This is a genomic window from Galbibacter pacificus (genome assembly GCF_029603165.1).
Taxonomy (GTDB): domain Bacteria; phylum Bacteroidota; class Bacteroidia; order Flavobacteriales; family Flavobacteriaceae; genus Galbibacter; species Galbibacter pacificus.
Map to the genome: position 1 here is coordinate 285,192 of NZ_JAQSVC010000002.1, position 12,700 is coordinate 297,891.

Genomic DNA, 12,700 nt, shown 5'->3' on the forward strand with positions numbered 1-12,700 from the left:
AGAATGTGGTTACTTCTTTTTGGCTTCTACCAATTCTAGTTGGTCCAAACTTATACTGGTGGTAAATATGCCATAATTTACAATGGCCTTGTTTTTTTCAATGGAATCGATGCTGCCAACCGATTTACTGTCGGTTAACCGTACACGGTCGCCAATTTTTAATACAGGTTTTGGTTTTTCGGGCTGTTTGCTTTTTTCGGTTTTCTCCTTTTTCTTTTTCTGGCGGATAATTTTCACTTCTTTTTGCACTTCGGCTTCGATTTCTTTTTTCTTGGCACGTGCTGCTTTTTTCTTTGCGGCCGATTCCTTTTTGCGCTTGGAATTTTCAGTTTCAACAATCCGGAGGAATTCTGAGATTAACGGGCGCCTTTTTTTGTCGATAAAATAAGTTTCTGCAATATCGTTGACCTTATTTCCCAAATAAATCATCCGTTGATTATGGTCGTACAACTGCTGGTAACTTTCCAATTTTGTTTTTAGCCTTGTATTAAGTTCTTCCATACGTTTTGCTTCGTCCCGTGCTTTTACTTCCTCCTCTTTTAACTGCGAAGAAGTTTTTTCCATCTTGCTACGTTGTTTTTGCAGTTTGGCAATGGTGGCATCAAAGCGTACTTTTCCGCGTTCAATTTTCTTTTTTGCACGGTTAATAAGGCTGTAGGGAATACCGTTTTTTTGTGCAACCTCAAAAGTAAAGGAGCTTCCGGCCTCGCCCAATACCAGCTTAAATACGGGTTCCAGCGTGCGGCTATCAAATCGCATATTTGCGTTAATGGCATGAGGTAACTCGTTTGCCAACATTTTAAGATTTGCATAATGCGTTGTAATGATGCCAAAGGCTTCCCGCTCATAAAAAACCTCCAAAAAAGTTTCAGCTAGGGCTCCACCAAGTTCGGGATCGCTTCCGGTACCAAATTCATCAATTAAGAATAAGGTCTCGCTATTGCATTTCCGAAGGAAAAAATTCATGTTTTTTAAACGGTAACTATATGTGCTCAAATGGTTTTCTATGGACTGGTTATCGCCAATATCGGTAAGGACTCTGTCGAAAAGGCACATTTCGCTCCGTTCGTGTACCGGGACGAGCATACCACTTTGTAGCATTACCTGCAATAAGCCAACTGTTTTGAGCGTAATACTTTTACCACCTGCATTGGGACCGCTTATAACGATAATCCTGTTTTCCTGATGCAATTCTATGGTCTGCGGATATGTTTTTTCCCCTTTGGCTTTGTTGGTTAAATATAAAAGCGGATGGTAGGCATCTATAATGTTAAAACGCTTATCGTTATTTATTTTTGGCAATAGGCCGCCCATTTTATTGGCATATTTTGCCTTGGCCGAAACCGTGTCTATTAATGTTAAAAATAGCTGATAATCAATTAGTAGGGGTTTGTAGGGCCTTAAAAAATTGGTAAGTTCTTTTAATATTTTTTGAACTTCTTCTTTCTCTTCGTATTCCAGGTTGTTCAGTTCGCGGTTGTATTCTTTTGTGGCTTCAGGCTCAATGTATACAATACTCCCGGTCTTGGAATTTCCCATAATGCCACCTTTTACACGTTTTCGGTACATGGCTTTTACGGCCAGCACCCGGCGGTTGTCTATAACCGTTTCCCGTATGTCGTCTAGCAATCCGGCCGAGGAATATGTGCTTAAGGCACCTGCAAAACTTTGATTGATTTTTGCACGGACCGATCCCATTTCCTTTCGTATTTTGTACAGGGCATCAGATGCATCGTCTTTAATTTCTCCAAAGCGGTCTATTACTTCATCTATTTTTTGAATAATCTCCTTTGTATATTCAATCTCTTGTGCCTTTTCGTGCAAGGTTGGATAATATTCATGAAATTTTTTGTAAAAAAGAATGTGGCTGTTTGTAGTGGCCGACATGGAAGCAATTTTTCTAAATCCTTCTATTTCCACAAGGGTATTTTCGATTCCCAATAGTTGGATTTCTTTTGAAATGGGTTCGAAATAATGATTAGGAATGGTGTTTTCATTATCAAAAGAGGCCAGATATTCGTTCGTCAAGGCCAATGAAGCCAATAAGTCGCCTTTTTTTCTGTACGGAGTTATTTTCAAGGCGCTTTCTTTTCCTATTTCCGTACTGCATAAAGCCGATACTTGTTGGAGTACTTTAGAAAATTCCAGGTCCTGTAAAGTTTTTTCGTGTATTTTATTCATAATTAATCCTAACCGATACTTAAAGCAGGCAAATTTACATACTAATTTGGAGTTATAATAATCGAACTCAGGTTATAAAGCTATCGGGTTATGAAGTTGTTAAGTTATAGGAAGGAATGGTGAAAAAGTTTAAAAAGTCAATTAAATTTTATCTATAATAGTGCTGCTAAACATTTCTGATAGAAGAAGTAAGTTGAAAAAATGTAAACTACTATATTTACATTTAAAAACGGATGCACATGAATGTCGAAATTGCCGAAAGCTGGAAAGCACAACTGCAAAATGAATTTGAAAAGCCTTATTTTGAACAGCTTGCAGCTTTTGTAAAGCAAGAGTATACCGCACACACGTGCTATCCTCCCGGGAAACAGGTGTTTGCTGCTTTTGATTATTGCTCCTTTGATGAAGTAAAAGTGGTTATAATAGGGCAGGACCCTTACCATGGGCCGAATCAGGCAAACGGGCTGTGTTTTTCCGTAAACGATGGCATTGCACACCCGCCATCGCTTATAAATATTTTTAAGGAACAAGAAAACGATGTTGGCAAGGCGTATCCAAAAAGTGGGAACCTTGAGCCTTGGGCAAAACAAGGGGTCTTGTTGCTAAATGCAACATTAACGGTAAGGGCGCATCAGGCCGGGAGCCACCAGAAAAAAGGTTGGGAAACATTTACAGATGCCGTTATTAAAACCATTTCGAACAATAAGCAAGGGGTTGTTTTTTTGCTTTGGGGCGGCTATGCCAAACAAAAAACAAGGTTAATAGATACCAACAAACATTATGTGCTAACATCGGGGCATCCATCGCCGTTAAGTGCCAATAGGGGTTATTGGTTTGGCAACAATCATTTTAGCAAATGCAATACTATTTTACTGGACAGCAAAAAGGAGCCTATAATTTGGTAACGATTTCTGAATAGGGAACCGATTTTTCAATAATATTGAGCTTTACCAGCTGTTCTTGGATATTTTTAACCGTTATGGGCGCTATGTTTTCTTGGCTCCACCGTGTAATGGAAAGCCATTCCTGAATGTCCTGAACCTTTTGCTTGTATCTATTTGCAAGCATTCTATCAATGCTCGGGATATCCTTAAAATCGGAAGTATAAACATTTATAACTTCCAGAACATGCTTAACAATTGCCGGGCTTTTTTTAAGTACTTCGTCTCTTACGGCAATAACAAAACATGGCCATGGGGTGGGGCAATCGCTTATTCGTCTAAAAATGCCTTTGTCTACAATTGGTTTTGTGGTAAAATGTTCCCACATAAAATAATCGGCGGTCCCGTTGGTCAGTGCATCGATTGCACCTTGTAGGTTGTTTATGACCTCAAATTGCAAATCATTGTAACTCCAACCGTTATTGTCGGCGTTTATGTAAGCCATTAAGTGGCTGCCGCTACCATATCTGGAAATGGCCGCTTTTTTGCCTTTTAAGTCTTCAAGAGTATTGTGTACAGATGTCTTGCCAACATGAATGCCCCAATATAATGGCGACTGAACAAAAACCTGCACTATTTTGGACGGGTTTCCGGCCACGATATCCTTTACGATTCCCTCGGTTAAAATCACGGCAATATCTGTTTTGCCTTCACGGAGCATTGTACACATTTTCCCCGTTCCTTCCGGGACATCTGTCCACTGTAAATCTATTCCCCGTTCTTCAAAAGCACCTTCTTCAATGGCCAAATGCCACGGTAGGTTAAAATGTTCTGGTACCCCGACAATTTGTATATTTTTCATTATAAACCATTTAAATAATTATGTTTACTGCTAATTCTTTTATAAAATAACTGAAAGTCACTTTCATTATTTCTTGTTTTTCCTGCAATAATACTATCATTTTTTATAATTCCATTCATAAACTCCATACTCTTAATTGCTGGGTTTTTAATTGCAATTCTCAAAGTGTCATTATTTTGATAATATGACCCATAATAAATAGAATCTTCGATTGAAAAAACAGCTGCATTATATTGCTCTAAAAAAAGCATGGGTTTTATCCCCACCTTTCCTTTTTTAAAATAGATTGTGGAATCATTTATTTTTATACTTTTTACTTCGTAAGCTCCTGCAATTTTATTACTTGTTTGGGGACTTGTGTAATTGTACCAAAAGATGAAATAGACAGAAGTAAGCGTTATTATGATAATGTATGGGAGCCACAATTTAATTGTAGCTGTTTTGTTCTTGTTTGTTTGATAAATTTTCCCTTCGTTTTGTATAAAAAACTTGTATAAATCCGGAACATAATGGCTTAAGAATGCCATTGTTATAAGAAGGTCCATAACTGCATGCCATTGGGCAAAGTAGATATTAAATCCAAAACTTAATATGGCTACGTTTAAACAAACCGTAAAACATAGTAATAAAGCTACTAACCTTGTTTTTTTTGATACAATAAGTATTCCTATTAACAATTCGGAAATCGCGATGAATAGATTATAACTATACGATCTTCCAAAAAATGACCACATATGTTGATGTCCAGAAAGTTCAGCTAAAGGCGTATAAGAGTCTACATAAGGTATAGTAAATTGTAACCGTAAAATTTTTGCTATTGCAAATACAATCATCTTTACCGATAAATAGTAAATAGCTGTATATTTTATAATTTTAACAGCACTATTGATAAATCTATTAAATTTCATGCATTTGCTATAATTATTGTATTGATGCTATTTTGTCCAGGGTGTATTGTATAAGCTTTTCGGTAGCGGCTTCCGGGTTTTTAGAAAAAGTTCCGTTGGCACGGTTGGCCAAGATACAGTTCATGGAAACGGCTTTATGCCCCAACAATTTGGAAAGCCCATAAATTCCGGCAGTTTCCATTTCCAGATTGGTAATTTTTAACCCTTTAAATTTAAATGCAGCAAGCTTATTGTTTAGGCTCGGGTCTTGGGTATCTAGGCGCAGCTTACGCGATTGCGGCCCATAAAAACCAACATTGGTAGCCGTAAAGCCAAGTTGAACTTTCTTTGAAAGCAATTTTTTTCCCAGTCCCTCGTCGTACTTTACAACATAGGGAACCGATTTGTCCTTGTTCCAGTTTGTTTGTTTAATAATTTCTTGCTGAATTTCTTGTTGCTGAACATGCCTGCTTTTGTAAAAATGCAAAAGGCTATCAAAACCAACGGCATATTCGCTCATGAGAAAAGTGTCTACTTGAATTTCCGGTTGAATGCTTCCGGTTGTTCCAATACGGACAATATCGAGCGACCGGAGTTTCTGTTTAACAGTTTTGGTTTTAAAGTCTATGTTGACCAAGGCATCCAGTTCGTTCAAAACAATATCAATGTTATCGGTGCCTATTCCCGTGGAAATAACCGTAATGCGCTTTTTGCCAATGTATCCAGTGTGGGTAACAAATTCGCGTTTTTGCTTTTTTATTTCAATACGGTCAAAATGTTTAGACACGTGCGCAACCCGGTCCGGATCGCCTACGGTAATAATGGTAGGCGAAATGTCTTCTGATAAAATGTTTAAATGATAAATACTGCCGTCTGCGTTCAGTATCAATTCAGAATCAGCAATACTATTACCCATTTTATAATTTTAGCAATTGTGAAGAATCATCTAAAAATAAAAAAGAATATTTTGGTGTACCTCCTAAATATTCTTTTTCGTTGCGTATGTTTGGATAATAATTTTCTATTTTTTCGGCTACTTTGACTCCAGTTTTTGTAAGTTTTGCAGGGTTAAAAGATCTAAACAATGGTCTTAAGCTATTGGCCATTTTGGTAAATTGCATATCTCCAAAACCATATAAACCCTGATCTTTTAGCATTTCTACGACCAATTGATCTTTCGATTCGGGTTTTTGCTGTATTGTTTTTTGAAGCATTTTGTTTTCCAATTCGTTTAAGCCGTTCTTTAAGCTTGGGAACCTGTGTAAATGTGCTTCAATGGCTTTTGATAAATAGGAAAGCTGACTTTGGTTTTGTTTTATTGCATTTTGAAGTCTTATCGGGTTGTTCTCGCAATACAATTGCCATATATAGTCCCCGTACTCAATATCGTCTTTGGAGAGCAGGACTTTGTTTTCGTAGAGTTTTTTTAATTGTTCTTTTGAAAGTTCGGCAAGGCCGTATAATTTTTCTGAATTATCCTGATTTCCCGAGCAAGCAAGAAAAATATCGGCATCGGGCCGGTTTTTCTTTAGCCAGCTTAAAACGGCCATCATGTTTACCTGGCAAAATAAATCGTATTCAAACCAGAGTACAATTTCTTCTTGGCTTTTTTGATTGCATAAATTTCTATATTCTTTTAGGGTACGGTTTATAAAGGTATCCTTACTTATTTTGTATGTCCTGTTTAAAAACTCGTATCGTTGGCGCCAAAAAGACTCACTACCAACTTCGTTAATAGTTTTTCCTTCGCACAGCATCTCGCGCCAAGTTATAATATCACCTGAAATATCCAGCTTCTTTAATATGGAAGTAAAGCTGTCTCCGTTTGTAATATGAAGTGTTTTAGCCATTTAATTAATAGATTTGGAAGGTAAATGTATTAATTATCATACAAAATGCAATACCAAAGCATGTTAAATCGATGCAAATGCATTTCGGTACAATTTATTAACCACCGACCCTTTTTACCTTAAATCCTTTTTCTTTTAGCATTTCCATGATTTTATCACGAAAATCACCCTGAATAATAATTTTATCATCTTTAAAAGAGCCTCCAACGCTCAATTTTGTTTTGAGCTCCTTTGCCAATGTTTTAAAATCTTCTGTGGCCCCGGTATAACCGTCTATTATGGTTATTGGTTTGCCTTTTCTTTTTTCATACTTACAAAGTAGGGGAGCTTCCTGCATCCAAATGCTATTTTCAGTCCCTTCATCGTGGTTTTCTTCTTGAAAATCATGCTCTGGAAATAGATTCTTCAATTGATCTTGTAAGTCCATGTTTATTTTGTATTCCTTTTTATTGTTACGCTATAAAAGCGTAATCGTTGTTTATTTTATTGCCGAAAAATTATAATTAAGAGTTAAAAAAGGTTTGTGCCACGTCCATAACTCTTTTTATTGGCACCGCCAAAGGGTATAATACCCCGAGGCTTGCCTCGAAATTAAAAATTTGTTTCCTACCAATGCCTAGTGTGCTTGCACCGAGGTAGTTTACTATGAATTTTCACGTTATACTTTTATCAACCCTAATTCTATAAGCCGTTCATGTAAAAATTCGCCAGCGGTTATATCTTCATACAATTTCGGGTGTTCGTTATCTACACAGTTATCGAGCACGTCCAATGGCATATCGCTAATGGGGTGCATAAAGAAAGGTACCGAATACCTTGAAGTGCCCCAAAGCTCTTTTGGCGGGTTTATAACTTGGTGTATGGTAGATTTTAATTTATTATTGGTATGCCTTGATAGCATATCCCCAACATTGATCATTAATTCATCGGGTTCTGCAATAGCATCGATCCATTCCCCTTCGTGGTTTTGCACCTGTAGTCCGCGTCCTTGGGCGCCCATTAGCAGCGTAATCAAATTAATATCGCCATGCGCTGCGGCCCTTACGGCATTTTTTGGCTCTGTAATAATGGGCGGGTAATGAATAGGCCGCAAAATGGAGTTCCCGTTTTTTATGTACTTGTCAAAATAAGTTTCTTCAAGGTCCAAATGCAACGCCAATGCCCTTAAAACATATTTGGCGGTTTTTTCCAGTTGCTTATAGGTTTCTTTTCCCACTTCGTTAAATTTGGGGAGTTCCTTAACTGCAACGTTGGGAGGGTATTCTTTTTCCAGCTTTGGGTTGTCTTCCACATATTGCCCAAAATGCCAAAATTCTTTTAGATCGCCTTCTTTTCTGCCTTTTGCGTGTTCTTTCCCAAAAGAAGTATAGCCGCGTTGTCCTCCAATGCCTTCAATTTCGTACTGGTCTTTTATTTCCTGCGGAAGATTGAAGAATTTTTTTATTTCGCTATATAAATCGTCTATCAATTCATCTGATAAGAAGTGTCCCTTTAAGGCAACAAAACCAATATCTTCATAGGCTTTTCCTATTTCATCAATAAATTTTTGCTTGCGGGCTGGGTCGTCCGAAAGGAAATCTTTCAAATCTACGCTGGGTACTTTATTCATCTTTGTAAAATTTTAGTGGCCAGAGCCTAACACATATAACAAATGTAGCGATTTATAGTACTATTCCACAATTTCAAATAAGAAGTATTTCAAAAAAGAATAAACAAAAGCTAAAATTATTTTTTCTACATTTGAGTCAAACGCCAAGTTATGATCTCAAAACCATCTATTTCATATCCATTTGATTACGACAACCGTTTTATAAGTAACCAAATACTTTTGGAGCTGTACAAAAACATGCTCAAATCCAGGATGATAGAAGAAAAAATGCTGATTCTTTTACGGCAGGGAAAAGTCTCCAAATGGTTTAGCGGGATTGGGCAGGAAGCCATTTCTGTAGGTGTAACAATGGCGTTGGCCAACGATGAATATATATTGCCCATGCACCGTAATTTGGGGGTATTTACCACAAGGCAAATACCTTTGCACCGTTTGTTCGCGCAATGGCAGGGAAAAGCCGGGGGGTTTACCAAAGGAAGGGACCGAAGCTTTCATTTTGGCACACAGGATTATAAAATAATCGGGATGATCTCTCATTTGGGCCCGCAACTGGGCGTTGCCGATGGTATTGCCCTTGCCCATAAAATAAGGAATGAAAAAAAGGTTACAGCCGTTTTTACCGGGGAGGGCGGCACCAGTGAAGGCGATTTCCATGAGGCCATGAACGTTGCGTCTGTATGGTCGTTGCCGGTTTTATTTTGCGTAGAAAATAACGGTTATGGGCTTTCTACCCCAATTGCCGAGCAATTTAATTGCAAGCATATAGCCCATAAAGGTAAAGGTTATGGCATGGAAGCACATATTATTGAAGGAAATAATATATTGGAGGTCTACAACCGCGTATCGGAAATTACTGCCGGTATGCGCGAAAACCCACGTCCGGTTTTACTGGAATTTAAAACATTTAGGATACGCGGGCATGAGGAGGCAAGTGGCACAAAATATGTTCCCGATGCATTGATGGAAACCTGGAAAGAAAAAGATCCCATTAGCAATTATACCCGTTTTTTACACGATGAAGCCATTTTGTTGGATGAAGTTGAAGAAAGGTACAGAAACGAAATCCAGGCAGAAATAGATGAAAATTTGCAAATTGCCTACGCTGAAAACGATATTGCATGCAATGAAAATGAAGAACTAAACGATGTTTATAAAGATTACGCATACAAGGAAGTTAAAAGTGAAGACGATATAATCGAGGCCCGTTTTGTAGATGCTGTTTCATTAGGTTTGAGGCAGGCCATGGAAAAGCACGGGAATCTTGTTTTTATGGGGCAGGACATTGCCGAATATGGAGGGGTCTTTAAAGTTTCTGAAGGGTTTGTGGACCAATTTGGAAAAGACCGCGTACGGAATACGCCCATATGCGAATCGGCCATTATTTCCACAGGCATGGGACTTTCCATAAACGGGATGAAAGCAGTAATAGAGATGCAGTTTGCCGATTTTGTTTCAAGCGGTTTCAATCCCATTGTAAATTATTTGGCAAAGTCGCATTACCGTTGGGGGCAATCTGCCGATGTTGTCGTGAGGATGCCCTGTGGGGCTGGAGTAGGGGCCGGACCGTTCCACTCGCAAACCAATGAAGCCTGGTTTACAAAAACACCGGGCTTAAAAGTAGTGTATCCGGCATTTCCATACGATGCCAAGGGGCTTTTGGAATCTGCTATAGAAGATCCCAATCCCGTATTGTTTTTTGAGCACAAAGCATTATACAGAAGCATTACCCAGGAAATACCCAAAAATTATTACAATTTGCCTTTGGGCAAAGCCTCTTTGTTAAAGCAGGGGCAAGATGTAAGTATTATCACTTATGGGGCAGGCGTGCATTGGGCACTGGAATTTTTAAACCTAAACGAAAACATTTCAGCCGACTTAATCGATTTGAGAACACTTTCTCCATTGGATACAGAAGCGATATTCACTTCAATAAAAAAAACAGGGAAAGCATTGATATTACAGGAAGATACATTGTTTGGCGGTGTTGCCAGCGATATTTCCGCATTACTTATGGAAAATTGTTTCGAGTATTTGGATGCGCCTGTGCAACGGGTGGCAAGTTTAGATACGCCCATACCTTTTGCCAAGTCTTTAGAATCTAATTTTTTAGCGAAATCAAGGTTTGAGAAAATGTTAATAAATTTGTTGGCATATTGATAGAATTTATGTTTAAAAAAATGTTAATTTAACAAGCGAATACTTTAATTAAAGCGCGTTTTTATTACCTTAGATGGAAGATATTTTAACTATAAACTAAACAATCATGAAAAGTAAAGTATATATTGTTATGCTTTTTTCTTCAATAATTATGGCCTCTTGCGGCTTAAGTAAGGAGAATAGAGATTCCAGAAAATCCTTAGACGGTACTTGGCAACTTACCCATATAGATTATCAAAACAATCAGGGTTATTTTAAATCGGTTTTGTTCAACGATGTATCTTCAAAATGTTTTGAAGGGAGCGAATGGTTTTTTCGTTCCAACAACAGCACGGGGTATTACAATATCCAAAAACCGGGCGAGTGTGCTCCCGGACAGCGGAACATACGTTGGTCTATCCAAGACGATGCCAGTGGTAACCCGAGTAAATTTCAATTTAAGTTTATCGACGAAAAGAAAAACGATATAGGTGGGGGGTACGGCTATGTGTTTAATATCAACTCTTTATCTGCACAGCAAATGGTAATTAGTACCAATGCCAATGTAGAGGGGGAAATGGTAACCGTAGTATATACCTACAACAAAATATCATCACTTTAAAATAAAACTAAATTAACATTATGAAAAAAATATTGTATAAAAGCAGCCTTGTATTAACTTCGTTGTTGATGCTTGCAAGTTGTGAAGCTATTAAAAATTCTAACAACACCCAGCGTGGAACGGCCATTGGTGCTGGTTCTGGAGCAGTTATTGGAGGTGTTATCGGGAATAACGTTGGCGACGGGAACAATTCGGTTTTAGGCGCAATTATTGGTGCAGCCGTTGGTGGCGCCGTAGGGAACAGGATTGGAAACAAAATGGACAGAAACGCCGAAGCCATTGAAGAGGCAATTCCAGGAGCAGAAGTAACCAGGATCGGGGAAGGGATTAATGTTACTTTTGACGAAAACAGCGGTGTGAAATTTGCTCTGAACTCGGCCGATATTTCTGCTGAAGGTCAAGAAACGCTCGGTAAAATGGCCGAAGTATTTGTAGAGTACGATGAAACTAATATTTTAATTGAAGGACATACAGATAGTTCAGGATCTGATGCTTACAACATGACGCTTTCAGAAAAACGTGCAAAATCCGTAAGGGACTTTTTGGCATCGCATGGAGTTGCTTCTTCGCGGATGACAACCAAATGGTACGGAGAAACACAACCAAAATACGATAACAATACCGAAGAAGGACGTGTAAAAAACAGACGTGTGGAATTGGGTATTGTTGCGAGCGACGAAATGATACAGGAAGCAAAATCTGAATAAAATAATATTTTATTAAATTTAGAGTCCGATTTTTCAATCGGACTCTTTTTGTTTGTAAATCAATACGTTCTTAATCAACTAAAAACCAAAAAATATGTTCAGCAAGAAATATAGATTTTTATCAATTTTACTGATTGCCTTGATTTTAACAGGATGTAAATCAGATAAAAAAGAAAAGGACCCCATAGATGAAAAAACGGTAGAAAAACCCGTTGAGGATATTAAAATAAAAGGCAGTGAAATTACCTATAAAGCAGATACCACGACTCTAAAAGGATATATTGCCTATAATGAAAACCTTAAGGGCAAACGCCCAGGGGTTTTAGTGGTGCACGAGTGGTGGGGGCATAACGATTACAGCCGAATGCGAGCCGATATGCTTGCAAAACTGGGCTATGTAGCCTTAGCGGTAGATATGTACGGAGATGGAAAACAGGCAAAACACCCGGATGATGCCGGCAAGTTTTCGGGAATGGTAATGAACAACATAGAAGTGGGCAAGGCCAGGTTTGATGCTGCCATGAAGGCCCTAAAGGAAAACCCTCATGTAGATGCCAGTAAAATTGCGGCCATAGGATATTGTTTTGGTGGTAGCGTGGTGCTCACCATGGCAAATATGGGCGAAGACTTGGATGCCGTTGCCGCTTTTCATAGCGGGGTGAAATTACCGGTGATGCCAACAAAAGACATAAAAGCCAAAATTTTGGTATGCAATGGTGCCGACGACCCGTTTATACCGGAAGAATCTGTAATTGATTACACAAATGCTTTAGATAGTTTGAACGTGGATTACGAATATATTGTTTATGAAGATGCCGTTCATGCCTTTACAAGTGAAGAAGCCGATTCTTTGGGCGAAAAATTCAATCTTCCTTTGGCATACAATCAAGAAGCTGACGAAAAATCTTGGGCGGAACTTAAAAAACTCCTTGCCGAAGTTTTTTAGGGGCATACTTCAATTTTTT

Annotated in this window: 12 protein-coding genes; 5 read left to right on the forward strand and 7 right to left on the reverse strand. The window is 38.4% G+C overall.

The genetic code is table 11. The annotated features are described in order from the left end of the window. Nucleotides 1–9 precede the first annotated feature (9 nt). On the reverse strand, nucleotides 10–2,181 hold the full coding sequence (locus PSF86_RS05705) for an endonuclease MutS2 (RefSeq protein WP_277899093.1): 2,172 nt from the start codon (nucleotides 2,179–2,181) through the stop codon (nucleotides 10–12). A 239-nt stretch (nucleotides 2,182–2,420) separates the two neighbouring features. Here PSF86_RS05705 and ung point away from each other — a divergent pair, with 239 nt between their 5' ends. Next, nucleotides 2,421–3,086: a uracil-DNA glycosylase gene (ung, locus tag PSF86_RS05710; protein ID WP_277899094.1), complete on the forward strand. Its 666-nt coding sequence runs from the start codon at nucleotides 2,421–2,423 to the stop codon at nucleotides 3,084–3,086. Here ung and PSF86_RS05715 read toward each other — a convergent pair. From PSF86_RS05715 to PSF86_RS05740, 6 genes are all read right to left on the reverse strand, one after another. After that, entirely contained in the window at nucleotides 3,073–3,924 is an 852-nt protein-coding gene (locus PSF86_RS05715; RefSeq protein WP_277899095.1) for a substrate-binding domain-containing protein, read from the reverse strand. The two genes, ung and PSF86_RS05715, sit on opposite strands and share 14 nt — an antisense overlap. Beyond that, on the reverse strand, nucleotides 3,924–4,832 hold the full coding sequence (locus PSF86_RS05720) for a hypothetical protein (RefSeq protein ID WP_277899096.1): 909 nt from the start codon (nucleotides 4,830–4,832) through the stop codon (nucleotides 3,924–3,926). Before PSF86_RS05720 ends, PSF86_RS05715 begins: the two co-directional genes overlap by 1 nt. A gap of 13 nt (nucleotides 4,833–4,845) precedes the next feature. Beyond that, nucleotides 4,846–5,727 (reverse strand): nucleoside phosphorylase, encoded by an 882-nt coding sequence (locus PSF86_RS05725; protein ID WP_277899097.1) that lies wholly within the window; start codon nucleotides 5,725–5,727, stop codon nucleotides 4,846–4,848. 1 nt (nucleotide 5,728) lies between these two features. Then, nucleotides 5,729–6,661, reverse strand: coding sequence for a DUF1835 domain-containing protein (locus PSF86_RS05730; protein ID WP_277899098.1), 933 nt, complete (start codon nucleotides 6,659–6,661; stop codon nucleotides 5,729–5,731). Between the two features lie 97 nt (nucleotides 6,662–6,758). After that, on the reverse strand, nucleotides 6,759–7,088 hold the full coding sequence (locus PSF86_RS05735) for a translation initiation factor (protein ID WP_277899099.1): 330 nt from the start codon (nucleotides 7,086–7,088) through the stop codon (nucleotides 6,759–6,761). 231 nt (nucleotides 7,089–7,319) lie between these two features. Beyond that, nucleotides 7,320–8,270 carry an isopenicillin N synthase family dioxygenase gene (locus PSF86_RS05740; protein WP_277899100.1) on the reverse strand — a complete coding sequence of 317 codons (951 nt, stop codon included), beginning with the start codon at nucleotides 8,268–8,270 and terminating at the stop codon, nucleotides 7,320–7,322. Between the two features lie 150 nt (nucleotides 8,271–8,420). Here PSF86_RS05740 and PSF86_RS05745 point away from each other — a divergent pair, with 150 nt between their 5' ends. From PSF86_RS05745 to PSF86_RS05760, 4 genes are all read left to right on the forward strand, one after another. After that, a complete protein-coding gene (locus PSF86_RS05745; RefSeq protein ID WP_277899101.1) occupies nucleotides 8,421–10,427 on the forward strand; it encodes an alpha-ketoacid dehydrogenase subunit alpha/beta in 2,007 nt (668 codons plus the stop codon). 106 nt (nucleotides 10,428–10,533) lie between these two features. Next, nucleotides 10,534–11,028: a lipocalin-like domain-containing protein gene (locus tag PSF86_RS05750; protein ID WP_277899102.1), complete on the forward strand. Its 495-nt coding sequence runs from the start codon at nucleotides 10,534–10,536 to the stop codon at nucleotides 11,026–11,028. 20 nt (nucleotides 11,029–11,048) lie between these two features. Next, entirely contained in the window at nucleotides 11,049–11,735 is a 687-nt protein-coding gene (locus tag PSF86_RS05755) for a YiaD family glycine zipper/OmpA-like lipoprotein (protein WP_277899103.1), read from the forward strand. Between the two features lie 94 nt (nucleotides 11,736–11,829). Beyond that, complete coding sequence (locus tag PSF86_RS05760) at nucleotides 11,830–12,681, forward strand: dienelactone hydrolase family protein (RefSeq protein WP_277899104.1); 852 nt, start codon at nucleotides 11,830–11,832, stop codon at nucleotides 12,679–12,681. The last annotated feature ends 19 nt before the right edge of the window (nucleotides 12,682–12,700 follow it).

What these genes read in the sequence shown, in the direction of transcription:
- PSF86_RS05720 (WP_277899096.1), bottom strand. Translation starts at nt 4,832, where the DNA reads ATGAAATTTAATAGATTTATCAATAGTGCTGTTAAAATTATAAAATAT.
- ung (WP_277899094.1), top strand. Translation starts at nt 2,421, where the DNA reads ATGAATGTCGAAATTGCCGAAAGCTGGAAAGCACAACTGCAAAATGAA.
- PSF86_RS05745 (WP_277899101.1), top strand. Translation starts at nt 8,421, where the DNA reads ATGATCTCAAAACCATCTATTTCATATCCATTTGATTACGACAACCGT.
- PSF86_RS05715 (WP_277899095.1), bottom strand. Translation starts at nt 3,924, where the DNA reads ATGAAAAATATACAAATTGTCGGGGTACCAGAACATTTTAACCTACCG.
- PSF86_RS05760 (WP_277899104.1), top strand. Translation starts at nt 11,830, where the DNA reads ATGTTCAGCAAGAAATATAGATTTTTATCAATTTTACTGATTGCCTTG.
- PSF86_RS05730 (WP_277899098.1), bottom strand. Translation starts at nt 6,661, where the DNA reads ATGGCTAAAACACTTCATATTACAAACGGAGACAGCTTTACTTCCATA.
- PSF86_RS05750 (WP_277899102.1), top strand. Translation starts at nt 10,534, where the DNA reads ATGAAAAGTAAAGTATATATTGTTATGCTTTTTTCTTCAATAATTATG.
- PSF86_RS05725 (WP_277899097.1), bottom strand. Translation starts at nt 5,727, where the DNA reads ATGGGTAATAGTATTGCTGATTCTGAATTGATACTGAACGCAGACGGC.
- PSF86_RS05740 (WP_277899100.1), bottom strand. Translation starts at nt 8,270, where the DNA reads ATGAATAAAGTACCCAGCGTAGATTTGAAAGATTTCCTTTCGGACGAC.
- PSF86_RS05705 (WP_277899093.1), bottom strand. Translation starts at nt 2,181, where the DNA reads ATGAATAAAATACACGAAAAAACTTTACAGGACCTGGAATTTTCTAAA.
- PSF86_RS05735 (WP_277899099.1), bottom strand. Translation starts at nt 7,088, where the DNA reads ATGGACTTACAAGATCAATTGAAGAATCTATTTCCAGAGCATGATTTT.
- PSF86_RS05755 (WP_277899103.1), top strand. Translation starts at nt 11,049, where the DNA reads ATGAAAAAAATATTGTATAAAAGCAGCCTTGTATTAACTTCGTTGTTG.